Genomic DNA, 23,034 nt, shown 5'->3' on the forward strand with positions numbered 1-23,034 from the left:
CACGCAAGGAGCGCAGTGGGGATACAGCAAGAGGGTCGGATGCAATGGCGGTAAAAGTGGCCTCACTCGGGGCCGCGGCCCACGCGGCCCTCAAGGCGCAGGTCTCCAGGATCAACGCCCTCAACGTCTACCCCGTCCCGGACGGGGACACGGGCACGAACATGCTGCTCACCCTCGAATCTACCCTCAAAGACGCCGCCGAAGCCAGCTACGGAAGCCCCGAAGAGGCGAGCCGGGCCGTGGCGCGGGCGGCGCTTATGGGGGCCAGGGGCAACTCGGGCGTGATCCTCTCGCAGATGATCCGGGGCGCCTGCGACGTCCTCGCCAGCCGCAAGACGCTCGACGCCGCGACCTTCGCCGCGGCCCTCGACGGCGCCAAAGAGAGGGCCTACGCCTCGGTAAGGGAGCCGGTCGAGGGGACCATGCTTACGGTGATCAAGGACGCCGCCCGCGCAGCCGGGGAGGCCGTGGGCGCGGGAGAGGACGAGCTGCCGGCCGTGATCCGGGCCGCCGCCCAGGAGGCCCACGAGTCGGTCCGCAGGACGCCCGAGCTGCTCGACGTCCTGCGCGACGCGGGCGTCGTCGACGCCGGAGGCCTCGCCGTCGCGGTCATCCTCGACGGCCTCTACGCCTGCGTGACGGGCGAGGAGATCGCGAGTTCCTTCGATTCCGAGGACGACGTCCCCGACCTGACGGCCATCCACGCCGAGGAGGAGGCCTGGGGCTATTGCACCCAGTTCGTCGTCTCCGGGTTCTCCGGCGAGGCGGAGGAGTTCGAGGAGCGCGTCTACGAGAGCGGGAAGAGCGTGCTCGTCATCGCCGACGAAGACACGGTGAACGTCCACATCCACACCCAGGACCCGGGGGAGATGCTCTCCTTCGCCGGCCGCTTCGGGCGGCTCGCGAGGGTCAAGATCGAGGACATGGAGGCCCAGGTCCGCTCCAGGACCGAAGCCCCCGAAAAGCGCCGGGCGGGCAACGTCGGCGTCGTGGTGGCGAGCCGGGGCGCGGGGACCCGTTCGCTTTTCGAGGGGATGGGCGCCGTCGTGGTCGAGGGCGGGCAGGGCGCGAACCCGAGCGCCGCGGACCTCGCCCGGGCGGTCGAGGAGTCGGGCGCCCCTTCCGTGATCCTGCTTCCCAACAACAAGAACATCGTGCCGACCGCCGAGCGCGTGTCGGAGCTGGTGGACGTCCCCGTGCGGGTCGTGCCGACCAGGAGCATCGCCGCCGGCCTGGCTGTGATGGTCGGCTTCGATGCCGAAGGCGAGCTCGAGGACGTTTTCGAGGAGATGGGTGAGATCTCGGCCTCCCTGCAACGCGCCGAGATTACCCGCGCCGTCAGGGACGCCAGACTGGACGGACAGGACGTGCCCGAAGGCTCGTTTATCGGCTTCCTGGACGACGCGATGGCCGCGGCCGGAGAGAGCGCCGAAGAAGTCGCCCTCTCGCTCGCCCGCACCATCGTCGAGAACGGGGCGGACATCCTTACCATCGTGTACGGGGAGGATCTGGACCCTGGAGAGGCGGACAAGATAGCAGACGGCATCCGCGACCTGGACGAGGAGCTCGAAGTAGAAGTGCGAGACGGCGGGCAGCCCCTCTACCCCCTTCAGATGGTGGCCGAGTGACCACGGCCATCGTCACCGATTCGACGACGAGCGCCGGCCCCGAGGTGCTTGAAAGGCCCGACGTGCGGGTAGTCCCGCTGACGTTCCACTTCGGCCCGGACGAGACGTACAGGGACAAGGTCGACATGACCAACGAGCAGTTCTACGAGCGCCTTCGCGACGCCGACGTCTTCCCGACCACGTCGCAGCCGCCGGCCGGCGCCTTCGTGGAGGCCTACGAGGCGCTCTCGGATTACGACGACATCCTGGTGTTGACGCTCTCGCGCAAGCTCAGCGGCACCTACGACTCCGCCGGGCAGGCGGCGGGGATGGTAGACCGGCCCGTAGAGGTGCTCGATACCAGGAGTGCTGAGATGGGGAGCGGCCTGATCCTGCTCGAGGCGCTGAAGGTTCTGGACGAGGGCGGGGACTTCAAGGATGTGAAGCGGGCAGCGGAAGCGGCGGCCGGGCGGTGCAACCTGCTGTTCGCGGTCGGAACGCTCGAGTACCTGGCGAAGAGCGGCAGGATCGGCCGCGCCCAGCGCCTCGTCGGGACGGCGCTCGACATCCGGCCTGTTCTCAAGGTGGTCGACGGGGAGGTCGTACCCCACAAGCGCACCAGGGGGCGCAGGCGGCAGATGAACTCGATAATCGAGGAAGTGAAGCCCGCCGCCGAGGCCGGGCGCCCGATCTACTTCGGGCACATCGCCACGCCCGAACCGCTCGCGGAGCTCGCGGAGGGACTCGGCGTGGAGAAGACGCGCGTCGCCGAGATCGGGGGCGTCGTCGGTTCGCACGTGGGCCTCGGAGCCTATGGCCTGGCCCACCTCTAGCGAGGTCACGGAGCCGAAGCTCCCGCCGAGGTCCACGCTCAGCGGGCTCCGCGCCCGTCCGGTAAAGGAGCTTCCCGGCGTGGGGCCGAGGATAGAGGCGGCGCTCAAAGAGCTCGGCGTCACGTCGGTGGCCGATATGATCTCGCATTACCCATCCCGCCACGAGGACCTCTCGAACGTAAAGAAGATCGGCGAGTTGCGCGTGGGCGAGAAGGCGACGGTGGTAGGCCGTGTCGTAAGCACCCGCCCCGTAGGCCGTCCCGTCCGGGGCCGACACCCGGGCTTCTCCGCCCAACTCTACGACGGAACGGGCTACCTGCCCGTCACGGTCTGGGGCCGCTCCTGGATGCAGCGCGGCCTCCAGCCGGAGACGCGGGTCGTGGTCTCGGGCGAGGTCCAGAGCCGCTACGGTATACAGCTCGCGGCCAAGAGCATCGAGGTCGTGGACGACGGCGGAGGTGCCGACGACGGGCCCCACGCTGGGCGCTTCGTCCCGATCTACCCGGCCAATAAGGGCGTCCAGGCCCGCCGCGTCAGAACCCTCATCCACCGGGCGCTCGACGCCGCGGGACACGTCCAGGACCCGCTCCCGGCGGACCTCTTGGCCCGCCACGGCCTACCGAACCTGCACGACGCCGTCCAGGAGGTCCACTTTCCGGAGGACAGGGCGCGACTTCGGGCGGCGATGCGCCGTCTCGTCTTCCACGAGTTGTTCCTCATCCAGACGGGGCTGGCCGCGCGCAAGATCCGGCTCGACAGGACCGAGACGGGCGCCCGCCACCGCGGCGACGGCCGCCTCCTCAACCCGTTCGTCAAGGCCTTGCCCTTCGGCCTCACGGGCGCCCAGGAGCGGGTGGTCGAGGAGGTGCTGGCCGATATGCGACTCGAAAAGCCGATGCGCAGGCTCCTCCAGGGCGACGTCGGGAGCGGCAAGACCGTCGTCGCCGTCGCGGCCCTGCTTACGGCCGTCGAATCGGGCGGACAGGGCGCCATCATGGCCCCGACGGAAGTGCTGGCCGAGCAGCACTTCCTGTCTATATCCGCCTCCCTCAAGGACCTGCCCGTGAACGTCGTGCTGCTCACCGGATCGCAGAGCGCCGCCGAGAGGCGGGAGACGCTGCGGAGGATCGAGGGCGGTGAGGCGCACGTGGTCGTTGGGACGCACGCGCTGATCCAAAAGGGTGTTGAGTTCAGGGACCTCTCGCTCGTGGTGGTCGACGAGCAGCACCGCTTCGGCGTCGGCCAGAGGACGGTCTTCAGGGAGAAGGGCAAGACGCCGGACACTCTGGTCATGACCGCTACCCCGATCCCGCGGACCCTCTCGCTGACGCTCTACGGCGACCTCGAAGTCTCCGTCATCGACGAGCTGCCGCCCGGCCGCAAGCCCGTCGAGACCCGGATAGTGGAGCCCGCCGGGCGTCTGGAGGCCTACGAGGAGGTGCGCGAGGAGCTCGAAGGGGGGCGCCAGGCTTACGTAATCTGCCCCCTGGTGGAAGAGTCGGAGGCGCTGGAGGACGTGCGGGCGGCGGAGGAGCTGCGGGAGGAGCTGGCGGAGGAGGTCTTCCCGGACAGGACCGTGGGCCTCCTGCACGGTCGCATGAAGGCCCAGGAGAAGCGGGACGCGATGGCCGCCTTCAGGTCGCGCGAGATCGAGGTCCTCGTGGCCACGGTGGTCGTCGAGGTCGGGGTCGACGTGCCGAACGCGAGCGCCATAGTCATAGAGGGCGCGGAGCGCTTCGGCCTCTCCCAGCTCCACCAGCTCCGCGGCCGGGTTCTGCGGGGGCTCCACCCTCCGAAATGCTTTCTGATCGGGGACCCGAAGACGGACGACTCGCTCAAACGGCTCGAGGCGCTCGCGGAGCACCAGGACGGGTTCAAGCTCTCGGAGGTAGACCTCCAGATCCGGGGCGAGGGAACCCTGTTCGGGAGCCGCCAGAGCGGGATGCCGGACCTGAAGGTCGCCAAGCTTCTGAGGGACCTCGACGTGCTCGTCGAGGCGCGGCGGGAAGCGTTTGCCCTCGTCGCCGGGGATCCCACCCTCAGGCGGCCTGACCACAGGCCGCTGCGGCGTGAGATCCGGGAGCTACTCGGCTCCGACGTCGAGTGGCTCTTCCGGGAGTAGGGCCTTGCGGGTGATAGCGGGGACCGCCGGCGGCGTGCGGCTCGCCCCCGTGCCGAAGGGCGTCCGCCCGACCGGCGACCGGGTGCGCGAGGCCGTCTTCAACGCCCTGGGCCAGTTCTTCGTGGGCGGCGCGGTGCTCGACCTGTACGCCGGGACGGGCGCTTTGGGCATCGAGGCCATGAGCCGCGGCTGCGAGAGGGCGGTCTTCGTAGAGCGGGACCGGGCCGCCCGCAGGACCATCTCCGAGAACCTGGCCAGGACGGGGTTTACGGAGCGGGCGGAGGTCGTCGCCGGGGACGTCGGGCGGGTGGTCGGGAGGTTGCTCCAGCGCGAGGAACGCTACGATTTGATCTTCGCGGACCCACCTTATAGAATCGCCGCGTCGGAGGTCGGGGGGATAGTGTCCCGGCTGGGCGTCTTGCTCGCGCCCGGGGGCCGGGTCGTGATCGAGAGCGGCGAGGCCCCGCCGGAGAACGCGTTTGGCAGAGAGGGGGCAACGCGCCGTTACGGCGGCACGTTCGTGACCGTACTTGAAAGATCAGATATGACAATGAGGATCGCCGTCTGCCCCGGAAGCTTCGACCCCGTTACCGCCGGGCACCTCGACATCATCCGCCGGGCCTCCCGCATCTTCGACCACGTCGTCGTGGCCGTGGGCGGGAACACGCGCAAGAGCCCCAGGCTTTCGGCCAGGGAACGGGCCGGCCTTATAGAAAAAGTCACCTCCGAGATGGAGAACGTCTCGGTGGAGGTGATGGAGGGACTTCTCGTGGACTTTGCTCGGGAGCAGGGGGCCGGGGCCATAGTGAAGGGCCTTCGGGCCGTCTCTGATTTCGAGTCCGAGTTCGAACAGGCGCAGCTAAACAGGACCCTCTCGCCCGAGATCGAGACGGTCTTTATAATGGCGGCTTCCGAGCACAGTTTCTTGAGTTCGAGCGCGGTTCGGGAGATAGCTTCGTTGGGCGGCGAGGTGCGCGGGCTGGTGCCCGACGGCATACTGGAGACCGTCCGGCAGATTTATTCCGGCTCGGACGGTAAGATACAGGGATCGTAGGCAAAGGATAAGGTTGCTGAGGATGGACGTACTGGTACTCATAGACAGGTTGGAAGAGCTGGTCGAGGACGCCCGGAGCTTCCCGGGCTTCGGCAACACGGCGATGGTAGACCGCGACGCCGCCTTCGACATCATCGACCAGATGCGCCAGACCATCCCCGAAGAGCTCAAGCAGGCGCGTTGGATCGTCAAGGAGCGCCAGGCGATGTTGGATGAGGCCCGCTCCGAGTCCGACCGCATAATCCGCAGCGCCCAGGACGAGGCCGAGAAGATCACCTCGGAAGAAGAGGTCCTCAAGCGGGCCGAGAAGCGCAGCGCCGAGATCATGGAGGACGCGAGGCGCCGCGAGCGCGAGATTCGCCTCGGCGCCGAAGACTACGCCGACGAGGTCCTCGCGAACCTCGAAGACAACCTCGGCAAGCTGCTCGAAGCCGTGCAGCGGGGCCGCTCGAAGCTGCAGGGCGTTCAGGAACAATAACAAGCGGTACACTATTTTCATGAGCAACCGTATCCCCCTCAGAAAGCCGGGCGCTGAGGTCGGAGACAGGCACGACCTGCACGCCGACTTCGCCGCCGAGCCATTCGACCTCTACGGCCGCCACCACGAAGTAACGGCGGCGGAGGCAGACGTCGGCGTGACGAAGGTCTCGGACGGCCTGCACCTGGATATCAGGGTCAGGACGACGGTCGCCACCACCTGCGACAGGACCCTGGATCCGACGGGCCTCGTACTGGAGTTCGGCGACTCTGAGCTTCTGGCAGGCCCCGACGACGAGGAACTCGCGGTGGACGACTGGACGCTCGACCTCGGGCGCTACGCCGAGCGGGCGCTCCCGAACGAGGTCCCCATGCAGGTCTTCAAAGAAGGCACCGAGCCCGTCGGCGCCGAAGACGGCGGGGATGAGATCGACCCGCGCTGGCGGGGCCTGGACGGGATCTCCGTTTCGGGCTTCTAGCACTTCAGTAATCGACAGGAGGTAACACCATGGCAGTACCGAAGAAGAAGACGTCCAAGGCGCGCAAGAACCAGCGTCGGGCCCACCACGCGCTGAGGGGGCCCGGCCTCCAGGCGTGCCCCAACTGCGGCGAGCCGCACCTCTCGCACCGCGTATGCGCGAACTGCGGCTTCTACAAGGGCCGCACCGCCGTGGCCGTAGAGGCCACGGAGTAGCCAGCCCCACCGACCGAGAGAAGCGGTGCGCCTCGCCGTAGACGCCCTCGGCGGCGACAACGCCCCGAAGGAGGTAGTCGCGGGGGCGATCGCAGCCGCCCGCCGGCTTCCCGACGACGACGTTTACCTGGTCGGCGTCCCTGAAGAGATCGAGGGTCACCTGGGCGGGACGCTCCCGCCCAACGTCTCCGTGCACCCCGCGGACGGTCCCGTGGCGATGGACGAAGAACCGGCCGCGGCACTCCGGTCCAGGCCCGACGCGAGCGTGGCCGTCGCCGCGAAGCTGGTCCGCGCCGGCGAGGCCGACGCCTTTTTCTCCGCGGGGAGCACGGGGGCCTCGGTGGCGGCGGCGCTGCTGCGGGTGGGCCGCTTAGACGGCTGCCGCAGGCCCGCGATCGCGACCGTCCTGCCCCTGCGGAACCCCGTCTTGCTGCTCGACGCTGGAGCGACCACCATGTGCCGGCCGCAAGACCTGCTCAATTTCGCTATTCTTGGCGGCGTGTTCGCCAGGAGATACTTTGGTCTTAGGGAGGAAGCCAGGATCGGGCTCGTCAACGTCGGCGAGGAGCCGGGCAAGGGGACGGACCTCGCGAGGGTGGCCCACGGCCTCATAGCCGCCTCGGGCCTGCGCTTCGTCGGCAACGTCGAGGGCAGGGACCTCGGCGGCGGCGTGGCAGACGTGCTGGTTACCGACGGGTTCACCGGCAACGTGGTGCTCAAGACCGCGGAGGGGGTGGCCCGGGAGGTGCTCGGCATGGTCCGCTCCGCCGTGACGGGGAGCCTGGCGGGCAAGCTGGCGGGCGCCGCGCTCAGGCCCAAGTTGGCGGCCGTGCGGGAGCAGGTGGACCCCGAGAACTACGGGGGATCGTTCCTGCTCGGGGTGCGTGGGCCGGTCGTTATCGGGCACGGCAACTCGATGGCGAGAGGCGTCGAGAACGCCCTGCTCGGCATCTCCCGCTCCGGCCCGGGCCTGACCGACGAGATGCAGCGTGCCCTCCTCTCCGCCAGCGGGGAGCCGGCGTGAGCGGGCCGGCTAAGGGCAAGATCATAGGCGTCGGCCGGGCGCTAGGCGGACGGGTAGTGACGAACAAGGACCTCGAAAGCGTGCTCGACACGACGGACGACTGGATCTCCTCCCGCACCGGTATCCACGAACGCAGGTTCGTCGAAGAGGGTGAGACGTGCGCGACGCTTGCGACCGGAGCTGCGCGCAACGCCCTGGAGCACGCCGGCGTCGGCGGCGACTCGATCGACCTGATAATCTGCGGCACCTCTACAGCCCCGGAATCGATGCCCTCCGTGGCGTGCCTGGTGGGGGAGGAGGTCGGGGCGGCGGGCGTCGGCGCGATGGATCTTTCCGCCGCCTGCTCCGGCTTCTCCTACGCCGCCTCCGTCGCGAGCGCCATGATCGGGGCAGGCTCCGCGGGCAGGGTCCTCCTGATCGGCGCCGACGCCATGAGCACGGTAGTCGACCAGACCGACCGCTCTACCGCCGTCCTCTTCGGCGACGGCGCGGGCGCCGTCATCCTCGACGCGGGCGACGGCGAATCGGGCTTCGTCGACCACATCCTCGGCGCCGACGGCGGCGGCGCCCCCCTCGGACGCGCGGGCCAGCCCGGCGACGAGAACAAGCTCTACCAGAACGGCCGCGAGGTCTTCAAGTTCGCCGTGCGCATCCTCCCCGACATGTTCGAAAAGCTCCTCTCCCGCAACGACCTGACCCCGGACGACGTGCAGTACGTCATCCCCCACCAGGCAAATGCCCGCATAATACGCTCGGCGGCGAAGAAGATGGATCTGCCGGAGGAGAGGATCGTGATGAACCTGGACAGGTTCGGGAACACATCAGCGGCCAGCATCCCGCTCTCGTACCCGGACATCTTCGACGACATGGAGCCGGGGAAGTACGTTGTCACTGTGGGGTTCGGGTTCGGGCTGACGTGGGCCGCGAACCTGTACAGGATCTAGGAGGAGCATGGCGCGGATGCGGGCTGTCGTCTTTCCAGGCCAGGGAACCGCTGGCGGCGAGGTCACGGGCAAAGTCGAGGAGGCCCTGCGCAACCGCGTGGGCGACGGCGAGCCGCCGTACCAGCTCGCCGTCTTCGCCAGCTCCGTGAGCCTCTTCCACAGGCTGCGGGGCGCGGGCGTAGAGCCCGACGTCGTGGCCGGGCACTCACTTGGGGAGTACGCGGCGGCGCACGCGGCCGGTTCCTTGGGCCTCGAAGACGGCGTGCGTCTCGTGGCGGAGCGCGACAGGCTCATGACGGAGGCGTCGGAGAAGACGCCCGGCGGGATGGTCGCCGTGATCGGGGCCGACGTCGAGGAGGTGGAGCGCGCGGTGGACGCGTCAGAAGGCGTCGTCGTTGCCGCCAACTACAACACGCCGCGCCAGACGGTCATCTCGGGCGAGAAGGGGGCGCTCGAAGGCGTCGCCGGGGAGATCAAGGGCAGAAAGGTACCGCTTCGCGTAGTTGGCGCGTTCCACTCGCCGCTCATGGAGGGCGCCGCGGCAAGGATGGAGAAGTTGCTGAACGAGGTGGAGTTCGCGGAGCCTGCAGTCCCGATGGTAGGGGCCGCGAGCGGGGAGGTGCTCCGCACGGCGCGGGAGGTTCGGGAAGCGCTGCGCGAGCAGATGCTTTCGCCCGTCCGGTGGGCCGCTGTCATGGGACGGTTCTTCGAGATGGGCGTGGAGGAAATCGTCGAGGCCGGGGAGGACGGGACGCTGACGCGGATGCTGCGGGATTTCAAGAGAGAAGACGTAACGGGTGTGACGGCGAAGGAGGCGCTCTCGTGAAGGCGCCGCTTGGTCCGGCGGCCATTCGGGGGTTGATCCCCCACAGGTACCCGTTTCTTCTCGTCGACAGGATCGAAGAGCTGGAGCCGGGCGTGCGCGCCGTCGGCGTCAAGAACGTCACCCAGAACGAACCGTTCTTTCAGGGCCATTTCCCGGATTATCCGGTCATGCCCGGCGTGCTCATCATCGAAGCGATGGCTCAGGTCGGGGCAGTCGGCGTCATGGCCGGCGGCGAACACCAGGACAAACTCGCCCTCTTCGCCGGCATCGACGGCGTCAGGTTCCGGCGCCAGGTCTTGCCGGGTGACGTGCTTCGGATGGAGGTCGAGATAGTCAGGCTCAAGGGTTCCGTCGGGCGGGGCAAGGGCAGGGCCACCGTGAACGGCGAGCGGGTCTGCGAGGCGGAGCTGATGTTCGCCTTCGCGGCGAAGGGGGACGTGGAGTGATCTCCGAAGGCAGGGTCGCCATCGTCACGGGCGGCGGCCGCGGCATAGGCCGGGCGATAGCCGTCGAGCTCGCCTCCGAGGGGGCCGACATCGCCATCTTGTACCGCTCGAACGACGCGGCTGCCGAGGAGGCGGCCAAAGCGGTGCGCGAGACGGGCCGGAAGTGCGAGCTGTTCAAGGGCGACGTTGCCGAGCCAGAGGACGTCAAGCGGCTCTTCGACGGGGTCAACGAGGCGTTCGGCCGTGTCGACATCCTGGTCAACAACGCCGGCGTTACGCGGGACAACCTGATGATGCGGATGAAAGAGGACGAGTTCGACGACGTCTTGCGGACCAACCTCAAGGGGACCTATCTGTGCACGAAGGCCGCGCTGCGGCCGATGGTGCGGGCCCGGTGGGGCAGGATCGTGAACGTCTCGTCCGTGGTCGGGCTCGTCGGGAACGCCGGGCAGGCAAACTACGCGGCGTCCAAGGCCGGGATCATCGGGTTCACCAAGAGCGTGGCGCGTGAGGTTGCGCAGAGGGGGATCACGGCGAACGTGGTCGCGCCCGGGTACGTGGAGACGGAGTTGACGGGCAGCCTGCCCGAGAACGTCAAGGACCAGATCCGGGCCCAGGTGCCCAACGGGCGGTTCGGGGAACCCGAGGAGATAGCAGAAGCGGTTGCGTTTCTGGCCTCGGAGGGGGCCGGTTACGTGACCGGGCAGACGTTGGCCGTGGACGGCGGGATGACTATGCAGTAGCGGGCCAAACGTTTACACTACGCGCTATCCTGGAAAGGGTACGTGCTGACTGATAAAGCAAGAGAGGAGAAAAAGGTTTTGGAGCGCGAAGAGATTCTGTCCAAGATTCAGGAGATAACTGCCGACCGGCTGGGGGTGGACGAGGGCGACGTCACGCCCGACGCCTCCTTCCGGGAGGATCTGGAGGCCGACTCGCTCGACCTCGTAGAGCTCATCATGGAGCTAGAGGAGCAGTTCGGGCTCGAGATCCCGGACGAAGAGGTGGAGAAGATCACCACGGTCGAAGAGGCCGTGGACTACGTCGACCAGCACCAGGCGGCGTGACGCAGCCGCCGACAAACGGCAGGGGCCGCGCCCTTATAACGGGCGCGGGGGCCGTGACGCCGCTCGGCACCGGCGTCGAGAACTTCTGGGACGCCGCCCTGCACGGGAAGAGCGGCATCGGCCCGATAACCCAGTTCGACGCCTCCCCGTTCCCCTCCCGCATAGCCGGCGAGTGCTCTGACTTCGACCCGACGGACTTTATGAGCAAGAAGCAGGCCAGGCGCATGGACCGCTTCGCCCAGCTCGGCGTCGCCGCGGGCCTCGAAGCCGCCGAGAGCGCCGGGGTTGGGGACGTGATCCGGGAGACCCCGGAACGCGTGGCCATCGTCCTCGGGAGCGGCATCGGCGGCCTCTCCACCTGGGAACGCGAGTACAAGGTCCTCGCCGAGCGCGGCCCCGGCCGCGTCAGCCCGTTCTTGATAACGATGATGGTCCCGAATATGGCCGCGGGCCAGCTTGCCATCCTGCTCGGGGCGACGGGGCCGAGCCAGTGCCCGGTACTTGCGTGCGCCACGGGCGGCGAGGCGATAGCGGAGGGCCTGGAGCTCATACGCCGCGGTGACGCGGACGTCGTCATAGCCGGCTCCTCCGAGGCCCCGATAACGCCCCTCAGCATGTCCGGCTTCTGCGCGATCCGCGCGGTCAGCCGCTACAACGGAGATCCGGCCCACGCGAGCCGCCCGTTCGACGCGGGCCGCGACGGCTTCGTGATGAGCGAGGGCGCCGGCGCCGTCGTCCTCGAAAGCGAGGAGCACGCCGCGAAGCGCGGCATCGAGCCGATAGCGGCGGTGGCCGGTTACGGCCGGACCACGGACGCATACCACGTGACCGCCCCCGACGAGCAGGGCCGCGGCGTTGAGCGCGCGATGCTAAGGGCCCTCGAAGACTCGGGCCTTACCGCCGAGGAGGTCGGGCACGTCAACGCCCACGCGACCGCCACCCCAACAGGCGACGCGCCGGAAACAAAGGCGATCTCCCGGGTCATGCCCCACGCCAGGGTCTCGGGAACGAAGTCCATGACGGGCCACTCCTTCGGGGCCGTCGGCGCCACCGAGGGGATTATGTGCGCCCTCGCGCTGAAGCAGAAGATCCTGCCTCCCACCATCAACCTGGAGAACCTCGCTGAGGATTGCGAGGAGCTGGACTACGTGGTGGGGGAGGCGGCCGAGGCGCCGGATCTCAAGGCGGCGATCTCGAACTCCATGGGGTTCGGCGGGCACAACGTCGTGGTTGCGTTCACAAGTGTAGAATAGAGAGCGTTATGTCTATAAGGGACCTCATAGCGATCCTGCCAGAGCCGCTCAGGCTGCGTTCGCTGACCCACCCTAGCGTGGCGGACCCTTACGAATCGAACGGACGCCTCGAATTCCTCGGCGACTCGGTCTTGAACAACCGGGTCGCCGAACTCGTCTTCCACGGCTACCCCGAACTCCTCGAGGGCGACCTGACCCGCATCCGGGCGCACCTGGTCAGAAAGTCGTTTTTGGCGACCGTCGGCCGGCGCGAGGGCATAGAGGAGATCATAGAGACCTCCGTCATAAACGACTCGGTGGTGGCCGACACCGTCGAGGCCATCATAGGAGCCGCCTACCTCATAGACCGCGACCTGGTTCTTCAGACGGTGGACGAGATCTTCAACCCCTCCGAGGTCGACACGGACGAGCTGCGCGACTGGAAGACCCTCCTGCAGGAGACCCTCCAGGCCGACGGCCTCCGGCCCACCTACCGCGTCAACTCCAAACAGGGCCCGGCCCACCGCCCGAGCTTCGTCTCCGGCGTCTCCGTGGAAGGCCGCGAGGTCGCGACTGGCGAAGGCCCCTCCATCAAGGAGAGCGAACAATCCGCCGCCCGCGCCGCGCTCGAAATCCTCGGCATAAGGCCCGTCCCGCGCGAGTCCGTCGAGGTTCACGTAGGCGCGTAGGGGCCGCTCGCTTCGCGAGCTTGTCAGCCTGTCAGCATCTCGGCTCTCTGGATCAGAATCATTCATCAGGGGGATGTGTTCGCCTGCTTTCTGTGCCTATGGTGCCCGTCGAAGAAGCGATAACGGAGGACGCTTATGAGGGCGATCGTGTACACAAAATACGGAGCGCCGGACGTACTCGAGCTGAGGGAGGTGGAGAGGCCCGCCCCCGGTGACGACCAGGTGCTGATAAAGATCCGTGCGGCAGCGGTCACGCCGACGGATTGCGCGTTTCGGAGGGGCGATCCCTTGATCAGGCTCTTCTTCGGCCCGCTGGAACCGAGGAAGAAGATACTCGGGACCGAGTTCTCGGGTGAGATCGAGGCGGTCGGCCGCGACGTGGCGCGATTCGGCGTCGGCGACCAGATCTTTGCTGCCACGGGAACGGGCTTCGGCGCTTATGCCGAGTACGTCGTCCTGCCCGAAGAAGGGGCGATCGCGATAAGACCGTCCAACGTGACGCCCGGCGAGGCCGCCGCCGTCTGCGACGGGGCGATGACGGCGTTGCCCTTCCTCAGGGACAAGGGAGGAATCCGGACCGGGCACAGGGTCCTGGTCAACGGCGCTTCCGGGTCGGTGGGCGCTTACGGCGTGCAGCTTGCCAGGTACTTCGGGGCTGAGGTTACGGGGGTCTGCAGCACCGCGAACGTGGAACTGGTGAGGTCGCTCGGGGCCAAGGAGGTCATCGACTACACGAAGGAGGACTTCACCGCGGCGGGCCGGACCTACGACATCATCTTCGACGCCGTAGGCAAGAGCTCGTTCTCGCGCGCAAGGGGCTCGCTCACTCATGGCGGAGTCTATCTCTCGACCGTGCCAACGCCCGCGATGTTTCTTCGGATGTTGTGGAATCTAAAGCCCGGTGGAAAGAAGGCGAAGCTCGCGGCCACGGGGATGAGGCCGGCGCGCGAGAAGACGCGGGATCTCGCCTTCCTGAGGGAGCTAGTGGAGGCCGGGGAGATCAAGCCGGTCCTGGACCGGCAATACCCGATGGAACGGGCCGCCGAAGCGCACGTTTACGTCGAGACCGGGCACAAGAGGGGGGGCGTGGTGATGACGATGGAACGCGACGTAGGGTAGGGGCATGATCGGGACAGAATCCAGCCGGTCGAGGTCCGAACTCCGGGACCCTCGCGCAACCGCGGCCGTTCGGCCTCGACGACCTCTGCGAGGCGGGATGACCGAAAGCACCGAGGCCGGGAGATTACGCGCCGAGGGACCCCAGGCTGCCACACGGGCTCCAGCAGACCTTGTTCACGTACCATGAGGCTTGGGCCTGATGGACACCGCGGGCTCACCCGTCGCCTGGTCTGTTCTACGCGAAGCGGTAGAAGAGGTCGGTCGCGTGGAGCGTTTCGTTGACCGTGAAACGAGACCCTTCAGCCACGGGCCACGGGGTGGAGACGGAGGAGTCGGCCCGCCCGGGTCGAGGTGACCCCGACCTTCGGTTCAGTCGATGACCGCGGTGGCCTCGACCTCGACCAGTATGTCGGGGGCGGCGAGCGCACTGACGCCCAGCCCCGTGAGCGGCGGGACCGGGGCGACCCCCAGCTTCTCGGACGCCCGGGCAATTCCCTCCATCACCGTGGGCATCTTCTCGGGCGTCCAGTCTACGAGGTAGACGGTCAACTTTGCCACGTCGTCGAACGAGGCCCCGGCCCCGGCCAGGGCGATGGAGACGTTGAGGTAGCACTGCTCGACCTGGGCGGCGAGGTCGCCTCGGCCGACCGTGACCCCGTCGGCGTCCCAGGCGACCTGGCCGGCGACGAAGACCAGCTTCGATCCGGTGGCCACCGACACCTGCCGGTAGAGGTCGACCTCCGGCAGTCCTTCGGGGTTTACCAGGGTAATGGGCATGCTTGCTCCTTCTCGTGAGAACCCGCAGTCTCGGGACCCGAATACTGTAGCAGTGCAATGCTCTGTATACTGGTGCCGTGGGCTGTTTCCCCGGTCGCCGGCGGCCCCCCGCCGCGCCAGACGCTCGACCCACGGCATCCCCATGCTAACCGCGCCGGTGAACGGCGCGGGAGACCGGTTCGACGGATGTTGCACCTCGGTCGAGCAGGGCCGGCAGCAACCAATCCCACCCGCCGAGGGGCCGTGGGCCGAGTAGAGCAAGAGCGCAACAGCGAGTCCCACCACGGCCCTCGGGGAGGATCGGCCGCGTTGGATTCGCGACAGGGGGCGCCGCTTGTCCCCGTCGCGGAGTTTGTGCCGACGTGGTTCCGGCTGTAGGCCGGGCATCTTCCGGCCATTGACGGGCACGCCATACGTGCCGGACTCAAGAGGCGAGGTTTGGGGGGATCGGGGGGAAGGGCGCTGACAAGCATTTTGCTCCACTTTTCCGCGTGCTTTCTGTGGTCAAGTTGCGTAAAATGCTCGTTTAGTGCTTTCGGCGATCTATATCAAGGGCTTCAAGACGTTCGCCAGGCCGGTGAGGATGCCGCTCGAAGGTGGGATCACCGCGATAGTCGGTCCCAACGGCTCGGGCAAGAGCAACATCACGGACGCGGTGTTGTTTGCTTTGGGGGAGCAGAGTCCGGGTGTTCTACGGGCGGGTGCCATGGGGGATTTGATCTTCTCGGGCTCCGAGTCGCTTCCGGCCGCGAGCGCCGCGGAGGTAACGCTGGTCTTCGACAACGCTTCCGGGGAGATCTCGCTGCCCTACGAGGAGGTTTCGATTACGCGCCGCATCTCCCGCGTCGGCGAGACGGAGTATCGCATCAACGGCTCCCGCTCCCGTCTTGCCGACGTGCGGGCGGTGGCCGGGGAGGCCGGCCTCGGCCGCCACAGTATCCTGCGCCAGGGTTCGGTTGACGCGATCGTCGCCGGCGGGGCCGCGGCCTGCCGCCTGGCGCTGGAAGAGGCTGCTGGTCTCGGTGTGTACCGCAGGCGGCGCCTCTCGGCCAGCCGTCGCCTGGAGAGGGCCGACGACCAGTTGGAGAAGAGCCGGCAACTGGAGACGGAACTGGCTACGCAACTTCGGAGGATCCAGACGGAAGCCGAAGCCGCCAGGCGCTACAGGGAGATCGAGTCCCGCTACCGCGAGCTCTCCCTCGCCCACCTCTACCGGGTTGCCAACCGCGAGCTCTCGGACCTCAGGGAACGGCTGCGCGCCGGCCGGTCCCGGGTCGACAGATTGGACGAGACTGAGCGTGGCCTGCGCGACGAGGGCGAGAAGATAGAGCAACGCCTGCGCGACATCTCGCGCCGCGCCAACGAGACCGAGCGGCGCGCGGAGGCGCTCGAAGACGCCGCCGAGGATCTCCGCTCGGAGAACCTGCGGGCCGACCGCGCCCTGCTCAGGCTGGATTCCGGCGCCGACCGCGAGGGCGAGCGGCGCCTCGTGCTCCGCCGGCTGCAGGAGGAGCTGCGCCGGACCTCCGAAAGCCTGGAACAGCTCCGTGGGAGGGCCGGTAGCCTGGAACCAGACGTCATCAAGGCGAGGGAGAGCGCTGAAGAAAAGGCGCGGGCCGCCCAGGTCGCCGCCCGCAAAAGCTCTGGCTCCGAGAGGGAGAGGTCGCGCCTAGCCGCGGAGTTGGACAGGCTGCGCGCCAGGCTCGCCGGTCTCGACCCGGCGGGCCCCACGCCGGACGTCCCGGAGGAGGATCTCGCCCGTCTCCGGCGCGCCATCGAGGAATTGCGGGGCCTGCGCGAGCATCGTTCGGGCGATCGGGTGCGCCGTCTCGCCGAGGAGGTTTCGGAGTCTCTGGGGCGCGCGGAGGCGCGCTTCGAGGAGGTGAGCCACAGGCGCGGGGGGCTCGCCGCGGCCGTGGGACGTTCGGAGTCGAGGGTCAGGTCGCTGCGGGCGGCGGCGCCGGCGGGGGACGCCACGCGGCTCTATGAGGTGATCCGGGCCCGGCCGGGCTACGAGGCGGCCGTCGAGGCCGCCCTCGGCGAGCATGGCGCGGGCGTTCTCGCGGAGAACCTGGACAAGGGTATGCTCATGCTCTCCGAGGCAGACCCCGTCGCCTTGAGGCTCGACGCCGAGGACGTGAAGCCCGACGGCCACGCTCCCGGCACGCCCCTCTCCGAGTGCGTCGACGTGCTCGACGGACGCTACACGGGCGCCGTAGAGCGCCTGCTCGGCGGCATCTTCGTCGTGGACAGCCCGAACGACGGCGCCAACCTGAACGGCCACGTCGCCGTGACCACGGACGGCCTCCGCCTCACCAGGACCAGCGTCAGCCGCCGGCCCGGGCCCGGAAACTTCGAGCGGGAGGCCCGACTCGGGGCCGAGCTGGAGATCCTCGACGCCCTTAAGAACGGGCCGGGCGGGACGTTGTACGACGCGCGCGGCACTATACAGTCCGCCTCAGAACGCCTCACCGCCGTCTCACAGACCGCGAACGCGCTGCGCGGCCTCTCCGAGCGCGCGCGGCGGGCCCGCTCCGCCCTTGTGACGGAGGCCGTCCGCCGCCTGGGCGCGGCCGAGACCTCGCGGCGCAAAAAGCTCGACAGGCAGCGCCAGGCGGGGGAACTGGCTGGCAGTATCTCCTCGGCCGACCGCGAGCTCTCCGAAGCGGAAAAGTCGGCACGCTCCGACCGCGAGGCCGCCGCCGCCGCGACCGCCGCCGCGGAATCCGCCAGGGCCGCCGCCCAGGACTCGGACCGGCGCCTTCGGTCCCTGCGGGCCGCTATCTCCGACGGAAAAAAGCGCGAGGCGGCCTTCCGACGGAGGTTGGAGAAGGCAACGTCCTCCGCCCCCGATACCGTCTCCCCGCGCGACCTGGCGAAGAGGGCCGCGGACCTCTCCGCGGCCCTCCTCTCCGCCGTGCGCGAGCGCCGGAACGGCCTGCGCCAGACTCGGGCCGGGCTCTCGGAGGCCCAAGGCCGGGTCTCGGAAGAGCGTTCGCAACTCTCGCGCCGGGCCGTCGAGACAGCAGGGGAGCTTGCCACGGCCCGCGCCGAAGCCGCCCGCTTCTCGGAGGAGGTCGCGAGGGCCGAGGCGGACGCGGCCGCTTCGCTCGAGGAGATCCAGACGGAGTGGGGCAGCACGCTGGAAGCGGCCCGCCTGCAGGCCGAGCGCCACCCCGAGGAGACCGATGCCGAACGCCAGAAGCTGGCCCGCCAGCTCAAACGCTTCGGCGACGTCAACCTCCTGGCCCTTTCCCAGGAACAGGAACTGCGCGAACGCCACGAGTTCGTCGCAGCCCAGCGCGCCGACGCCGAAGAAGCAACGGCCGAACTTAACCGCATAATACACTCGGTGGACAGGGAGATAGAGGTACGGTTCTCGCAGACCTTCGGGAGGGTACGGGAGGCGTTCGGGGAGATCGTGCCGAGGATGTTGCAGGGGGCTTCGGGGATTTTAGAGTTGTCCGAGGAGGGGGTCGAGATCGGGCTCCGGCTGGGGCGTAAGGGTTGGAGGCCGCTCAGGGTTCTCTCGGGCGGGGAGCGGGCTCTGCTCGCGCTCTCTTTCCTGTTCAGCATCTTCTTGAGCCGTCCGATGGGCGGATCGGGGGCCTTTTGTATCTTGGACGAGGCGGAGGCTGCCTTGGACGACGTGAACCTGGCGCGTTTTCTCTCTGTGGTAGACTCTCACCGATCCGGCGGACAGTACCTGCTGGTCACCCACCAGAAGCGGACGATGGCCGCTGCGGACGTGCTTTACGGGGTGGTCCAGGACGCCTCCGGTGCCACCACTGTCGTATCTAAACGTTTGCAGGGAGAGAGAGAAGTCGCCCATGGCGCGCTCTTGGCGTAACTTTTTCAGACGCAGCAAGGACGAACCCGAGGAGCAGGGTCCTACTACCGAGACGGAAGCCCCGCCGGACGCGGAAGCGTCCGCCAACGGTACGGAGTCCCCGGTTGCCGACCCCGAGCCCGTGACCCCGGAAGACCCGTCGGAGACCGTGGCGCCTTCCGTCGAAGACGAGCCCGTAGAACCTTCGCAAGAAGAGGCCGCGGAGCCGGTCGAGCCTCCCCGTGAGGAAGTTCTGGAGCCGGAGTCCGAGCCTGAGGTCGTCGAGGCGTTGCCGGAGCCGACCGCCGTCGAGGAGGCGCCCGATGCCGGGGCGGCCGCCGAGGAGCAAGAGTCGGCCGGGTGGTTCGGGAGGCTGCGGCAGGGGTTGTCCCGGAGCCGGGAGTCCTTTGTCGGGCAGCTCAACGCGGCCGTCGCGGAGTTCAAGGACGCCGAGGACGAGGAGTTCTGGGAGAGGGTGGAGGAGATACTGGTCTCCTCCGACGTCGGGGTGCCGACCACGGCGAAGCTGGTCGCCGAGCTGGAGCAGGAGGCGTTGCGCAGGAACATCACCAGCGGCGCCGAGCTCAAGAGGCTCATGGTGGAGCACGCGACGAAGATGCTCGAAGGGCCCGTCGAGTTGGATATTTCGCACAAGCCGACCGTGATCCTGATGGTCGGCGTCAACGGGACGGGCAAGACGACGACCATCGGCAAGCTCTCGCGCTTCCTGCCCGGAACCACGATGTTCGCCGCCGGCGACACCTTCAGGGCCGCCGCCATAGAGCAGCTCCAGCAGTGGGGCGAGAGGACCGGCACGCCGGTCATAGCCAGGGACCGCGGGGCCGACGCCGCGGCCGTGGCGCACGATTCGATCCAGGCCGCCAGGCGCGAGGGCACGGACGTGCTCCTGATAGATACCGCCGGCAGGCTGCACACCAAGGTCAACCTCATGGCCGAGCTCGACAAGGTGCATCGCGTGATCGGGCGCCAGATGCCGGGCGCGCCGCACGAGGTGTTGATGACCGTCGACGCCACCACGGGCCAGAACGGCCTCAGGCAGGCGAAGATGTTCCAGGAGGTAGCCGGGCTCACCGGCATTATCCTCACCAAGCTCGACGGCACGGCCAAGGGCGGCATCGCCCTCGCCATCGCGAACGAGGTGGGGGTTCCCATAAAGCTGGTCTCCGTGGGAGAGAAGGTCGAGGACTTGCACCCCTTCGACGCCAGGGAGTTCGCGGAAGCATTGTTTGGAGATCTCTAGATGTTCGATACCTTAGGCGACAGGCTCAACAAGGCGCTCGACGGGGTCCGCGGCAGCGGCAACCTGACCGAGGACCAGGTAAAGAAGGTGACGCGCGAGATCCGGCTCGCCCTGCTCGAGGCGGACGTGAACTACGGCGTCGTAAAGGAGTTCGTCTCGAACGTCAGGGAGCGGGCGACCGGGGCCGACGTCTCCAAGGCGCTCAGTCCCGGCCAGCAGGTGGTCAAGATCGTCAACGAGGAGCTGGCGAACCTGATGGGCGGGACCTCGCACAAGCTCTCCTTCGCGTCGCGCCCGCCCACGGTGGTCATGCTCGCCGGCCTCAACGGTCACGGCAAGACGACGACGGCGGGCAAGCTGGCGCTCTTCGTGCGGAAGCTCGGGAAGAACCCTTATCTCGTCGCCTGCGACACTTACCGTCCGGCCGCCATAGAGCAGTTGCAGCAGATCGGGCGCGAGTTGTCCGTTCCGGTCTACACGGAGGGGACGGGGCCTAAGCCGGAGGAGATCGCCGAGCGGGGCATCAAGGAGGCGAGGGAGGGCGGCTACGACTTCGTCATCGTGGACACGGCGGGCCGGCAGGTCGTCGACATGGACATGATGGAGGAGATCAAGCGCGTCCGCAGCGTCTCGAAGCCCCACTCCGTGCTCCTCGTTCTCGACGTGGTGACGGGCCAGAACGCCGTCGACGTGGCGCAGGCGTTCAAGGAGTACGCGGACTTCGACGGGATGGTGCTCACCAAGCTCGACGGCGACGCGCGCGGCGGGGCGGCGTTATCCGTCGTCTCGGTGACGGAGCGGCCGATAAGGTTCGCCTCCGAGGGCGAGAAAATGAGCGAGTTCGACTACTTCTATCCGGATCGGATGGCCGGGCGCATACTCGGGATGGGCGACGTCATGACGCTCATCGAGAAGGCCGAGCAGCAGATGGACCGGGAGGAGGCGCAGGCCGACGCCCAGCGGCTGATGAGCGGCAAGTTCACGTTCGAGGACTTCTTGAAGCAGATGCAGATGATCAAGAGGATGGGCCCGATCTCGGGCCTGCTCGGCATGATCCCGGGCCTCGGCAAGCAGCTAAAAGGCGTGGAGATAGACGACAACCAGCTCGCGAGGGTCGAGGCTATGGTAACCTCCATGACCGTCAAGGAGCGCCGCAACCCGAAATTGTTGCAGAACCCGAGCCGGGCGCGCAGGATCGCGCGCGGCTCCGGCGCCACGCAGCAGGACGTGCAGAAGCTCGTCAAGCAGTTCGGCGAGATGCAGAAGATGATGAAGCAGATGGGCAAGGGCGGCGGGATGCCGAAGTTGCCCGGGCTGTCCGGACGCAGGTAGAAAACCGAGAGGAGACAGGTATGGCGGTAAAGATCAGGCTCGCGAGGCACGGCTCGAAGGGGAACCCCTTCTACAGGATAGTGGTCGCCGACGCCCGCAGCCCGCGCGACGGCGCGTTCATAGACAGGATAGGCACCTACGACCCGCAGGCAGAGCCCTCGGCCATCACGGTCGACGAGGAGAAGGCGCGCGACTGGATCGGCAAGGGCGCCCAGCCCACGGACCAGGTCCGCAACCTCCTGAAGATCTCCGGCGTCCTGTAGAGGACGCCGTGGAACGACTGGAGAACCTCCTGCTTCTCCTCGTCCGGCCCATAGTGGACGAGCCGGACAGGGTCGAAGTATCCGCAACCGAATCCGACTCGCACGTGGACCTCGAGCTCACCGTCGCGCCAGACGACATCGGAAGGGTCATAGGACGCGGGGGGCGCACGATCCGGGCCATCCGTACGGTCGTGAAGGCCGCCTCGGTGAAGGTCGGCAAGCGCGCCAACGTGGAGGTCTCGGACTAGCCCCCGTGGCGGACCTCCCCGACCCGGTGACGATCGGCGTGATCGTCGGCCCCCACGGCGTGCGCGGCACGGTAAGGGTGCGGCCCTCGGGGTCGGGCGACCACCTCCGGGACGGCATCTCGCCCCAGGTGGCGGGCGTGCGACGCAAGATCCTGGCCTCCCGCCCCACCCCGAAGGGTTTTCTGTTGGAACTCGAAGGCGTCGGCGACCGACCCGGGGCGGCGAGCCTCAAGGGCGAGCCTCTCCTGCTCGACAGGTCCGAGCTCGATAGCCCGGAGGAGGGCGAGTTCTACGTCGGCGACCTGGTCGGCCTGACGGCGATGGACGAGGCGGGGGAGAGGATCGGCGAGGTGAAGGAGACCTTCGAGACGGCGGCGCACGAAGTGCTGGTGATCCGAACCGGCGGGGAAGAGTTGTTCGTACCCTTCACCATGGAGCACGTCCCCACCCTGGACCTCGCGGGCCGCAGCCTCGTCGTGCGCCCGCCGGAGTAGGATCTTGAACATCGACGTCTTTTGCGTTTTCCCCGAGGCGGTCGACGCCGCCCTGCGCGTCGGCGTCGTCGGACGCGCGATAGAGCGCGGCGTCGTAGGCTACAGGAGCTTCGATCTCAGGGACTTCTCCCCGAACGGCCGCATCGACGACATGCCCTACGGCGGCGGCGCCGGGATGGTGGTGCGCGTCGACGTCGTTGCCCGCGCCTTCGAGGAGGTCTACGGCGCGCCGGCCAGGGAGGTTCGGAACACTCGCCGTGTCGTGCTCACGGAGCCGGCGGGACGCCCGCTCGTGCAGGCGTACGTGGACGACATCGCCGCCGGACCCGACCTTACGGTCGTCTGCGGGAGGTATGGGGGAGTCGACGAGCGCGTCCGGACGGAGCTTTGCACCGAAGCCGTTTCGCTCGGGGATTTCGTGCTCTCGGGCGGGGAGATCGTGGCCTCCGCGCTCGCCGACGCGGTGGTCAGGCGCCTCGACGGGGTGCTAGGAAACGCGGAGAGCCTAATCGGGGAGTCCTTCTCCGGGGAGGGCGTGGTTGGGCCGCCGATGTACACGCGGCCGGCCGTCTGGGATGGAGAGGAGGTGCCCGGCGTGCTATTATCCGGCAATCATGCGGAGATCCGCGCCTGGCGCGAGCGGGAGTCTCGGACCAGGTCGGAGGCGAGGGGGACCGGCCGCCGGTCCCCGTGACC

Annotated in this window: 24 protein-coding genes; 23 read left to right on the forward strand and 1 reads right to left on the reverse strand. The window is 68.1% G+C overall.

Annotation, left to right across the window (positions count from 1 at the left end; all coding sequences use genetic code 11):
• Positions 1-44 precede the first annotated feature (44 nt).
• The 16 genes from GBA63_RS10090 (at position 45) to GBA63_RS10170 (ending at position 14,134) form a co-directional block, all read left to right on the forward strand.
• A complete protein-coding gene (locus tag GBA63_RS10090; protein ID WP_166175732.1) occupies positions 45-1,628 on the forward strand; it encodes a DAK2 domain-containing protein in 1,584 nt (527 codons plus the stop codon).
• The gene (locus GBA63_RS10095; protein WP_166175734.1) at positions 1,625-2,440 is read left to right on the forward strand and encodes a DegV family protein; all 816 of its coding nucleotides are present in this window, start codon (positions 1,625-1,627) and stop codon (positions 2,438-2,440) included. The genes GBA63_RS10090 and GBA63_RS10095 overlap by 4 nt, the downstream gene beginning before the upstream one ends.
• Complete coding sequence (gene recG, locus GBA63_RS10100; protein WP_228282405.1) at positions 2,421-4,562, forward strand: ATP-dependent DNA helicase RecG; 2,142 nt, start codon at positions 2,421-2,423, stop codon at positions 4,560-4,562. The genes GBA63_RS10095 and recG overlap by 20 nt, the downstream gene beginning before the upstream one ends.
• Positions 4,563-4,572: 10 nt before the next feature.
• Positions 4,573-5,616 carry a pantetheine-phosphate adenylyltransferase gene (gene coaD, locus GBA63_RS23200; RefSeq protein WP_207957184.1) on the forward strand — a complete coding sequence of 348 codons (1,044 nt, stop codon included), beginning with the start codon at positions 4,573-4,575 and terminating at the stop codon, positions 5,614-5,616.
• A 22-nt stretch (positions 5,617-5,638) separates the two neighbouring features.
• A complete protein-coding gene (locus GBA63_RS10115) occupies positions 5,639-6,094 on the forward strand; it encodes an ATP synthase F0 subunit B (protein ID WP_166175738.1) in 456 nt (151 codons plus the stop codon).
• A gap of 19 nt (positions 6,095-6,113) precedes the next feature.
• Positions 6,114-6,572, forward strand: coding sequence for a YceD family protein (locus GBA63_RS10120; RefSeq protein ID WP_166175740.1), 459 nt, complete (start codon positions 6,114-6,116; stop codon positions 6,570-6,572).
• Positions 6,573-6,601: 29 nt separating this feature from the next.
• Positions 6,602-6,787, forward strand: a complete 186-nt coding sequence (gene rpmF / locus GBA63_RS10125; protein ID WP_166175742.1) for a 50S ribosomal protein L32 — start codon at positions 6,602-6,604, stop codon at positions 6,785-6,787.
• Between the two features lie 25 nt (positions 6,788-6,812).
• A complete protein-coding gene (gene plsX / locus GBA63_RS10130) occupies positions 6,813-7,811 on the forward strand; it encodes a phosphate acyltransferase PlsX (protein WP_166175744.1) in 999 nt (332 codons plus the stop codon).
• Positions 7,808-8,755, forward strand: a complete 948-nt coding sequence (locus GBA63_RS10135) for a beta-ketoacyl-ACP synthase III (protein ID WP_166175746.1) — start codon at positions 7,808-7,810, stop codon at positions 8,753-8,755. The genes plsX and GBA63_RS10135 overlap by 4 nt, the downstream gene beginning before the upstream one ends.
• Positions 8,756-8,762: 7 nt before the next feature.
• Positions 8,763-9,581, forward strand: coding sequence for an ACP S-malonyltransferase (locus GBA63_RS10140; protein ID WP_166175748.1), 819 nt, complete (start codon positions 8,763-8,765; stop codon positions 9,579-9,581).
• Positions 9,578-10,027: a 3-hydroxyacyl-ACP dehydratase FabZ gene (gene fabZ / locus GBA63_RS10145; protein ID WP_166175750.1), complete on the forward strand. Its 450-nt coding sequence runs from the start codon at positions 9,578-9,580 to the stop codon at positions 10,025-10,027. Before GBA63_RS10140 ends, fabZ begins: the two co-directional genes overlap by 4 nt.
• The gene (gene fabG, locus GBA63_RS10150) at positions 10,027-10,770 is read left to right on the forward strand and encodes a 3-oxoacyl-[acyl-carrier-protein] reductase (RefSeq protein ID WP_166180044.1); all 744 of its coding nucleotides are present in this window, start codon (positions 10,027-10,029) and stop codon (positions 10,768-10,770) included. Before fabZ ends, fabG begins: the two co-directional genes overlap by 1 nt.
• Before the next feature lie 78 nt (positions 10,771-10,848).
• Positions 10,849-11,094, forward strand: a complete 246-nt coding sequence (gene acpP / locus GBA63_RS10155; RefSeq protein WP_166175752.1) for an acyl carrier protein — start codon at positions 10,849-10,851, stop codon at positions 11,092-11,094.
• Positions 11,091-12,347 (forward strand): beta-ketoacyl-ACP synthase II, encoded by a 1,257-nt coding sequence (gene fabF / locus GBA63_RS10160; RefSeq protein ID WP_166175754.1) that lies wholly within the window; start codon positions 11,091-11,093, stop codon positions 12,345-12,347. Before acpP ends, fabF begins: the two co-directional genes overlap by 4 nt.
• Before the next feature lie 8 nt (positions 12,348-12,355).
• Positions 12,356-13,015: a ribonuclease III family protein gene (locus GBA63_RS10165; protein WP_166175756.1), complete on the forward strand. Its 660-nt coding sequence runs from the start codon at positions 12,356-12,358 to the stop codon at positions 13,013-13,015.
• Between the two features lie 135 nt (positions 13,016-13,150).
• Positions 13,151-14,134, forward strand: coding sequence for an NAD(P)-dependent alcohol dehydrogenase (locus GBA63_RS10170; RefSeq protein ID WP_166175758.1), 984 nt, complete (start codon positions 13,151-13,153; stop codon positions 14,132-14,134).
• A 369-nt stretch (positions 14,135-14,503) separates the two neighbouring features.
• Here GBA63_RS10170 and GBA63_RS10175 read toward each other — a convergent pair whose 3' ends face one another.
• Positions 14,504-14,911: a RidA family protein gene (locus tag GBA63_RS10175; protein WP_166175760.1), complete on the reverse strand. Its 408-nt coding sequence runs from the start codon at positions 14,909-14,911 to the stop codon at positions 14,504-14,506.
• A gap of 529 nt (positions 14,912-15,440) precedes the next feature.
• Between GBA63_RS10175 and smc the strand changes: the two genes are divergently transcribed.
• The 7 genes from smc to trmD are packed head-to-tail and all read left to right on the forward strand — an operon-like array spanning position 15,441 to position 23,032.
• The gene (gene smc, locus GBA63_RS10180) at positions 15,441-18,761 is read left to right on the forward strand and encodes a chromosome segregation protein SMC (protein ID WP_166175762.1); all 3,321 of its coding nucleotides are present in this window, start codon (positions 15,441-15,443) and stop codon (positions 18,759-18,761) included.
• Positions 18,742-20,001, forward strand: coding sequence for a signal recognition particle-docking protein FtsY (ftsY, locus tag GBA63_RS10185; protein WP_166175764.1), 1,260 nt, complete (start codon positions 18,742-18,744; stop codon positions 19,999-20,001). The genes smc and ftsY overlap by 20 nt, the downstream gene beginning before the upstream one ends.
• Positions 20,002-21,333 carry a signal recognition particle protein gene (ffh, locus tag GBA63_RS10190; protein WP_166175766.1) on the forward strand — a complete coding sequence of 444 codons (1,332 nt, stop codon included), beginning with the start codon at positions 20,002-20,004 and terminating at the stop codon, positions 21,331-21,333.
• Between the two features lie 20 nt (positions 21,334-21,353).
• Entirely contained in the window at positions 21,354-21,596 is a 243-nt protein-coding gene (rpsP, locus tag GBA63_RS10195; RefSeq protein WP_166175768.1) for a 30S ribosomal protein S16, read from the forward strand.
• Between the two features lie 8 nt (positions 21,597-21,604).
• Positions 21,605-21,844, forward strand: coding sequence for a KH domain-containing protein (locus GBA63_RS10200; protein ID WP_228282409.1), 240 nt, complete (start codon positions 21,605-21,607; stop codon positions 21,842-21,844).
• Positions 21,845-21,849: 5 nt separating this feature from the next.
• The gene (rimM, locus tag GBA63_RS10205) at positions 21,850-22,338 is read left to right on the forward strand and encodes a ribosome maturation factor RimM (protein ID WP_166175770.1); all 489 of its coding nucleotides are present in this window, start codon (positions 21,850-21,852) and stop codon (positions 22,336-22,338) included.
• Positions 22,339-22,342: 4 nt separating this feature from the next.
• Positions 22,343-23,032: a tRNA (guanosine(37)-N1)-methyltransferase TrmD gene (gene trmD, locus GBA63_RS10210; protein ID WP_166175772.1), complete on the forward strand. Its 690-nt coding sequence runs from the start codon at positions 22,343-22,345 to the stop codon at positions 23,030-23,032.
• The last annotated feature ends 2 nt before the right edge of the window (positions 23,033-23,034 follow it).

Origin of the sequence: Rubrobacter tropicus (genome assembly GCF_011492945.1) — a bacterium.
Lineage (GTDB): Bacteria > Actinomycetota > Rubrobacteria > Rubrobacterales > Rubrobacteraceae > Rubrobacter_D > Rubrobacter_D tropicus.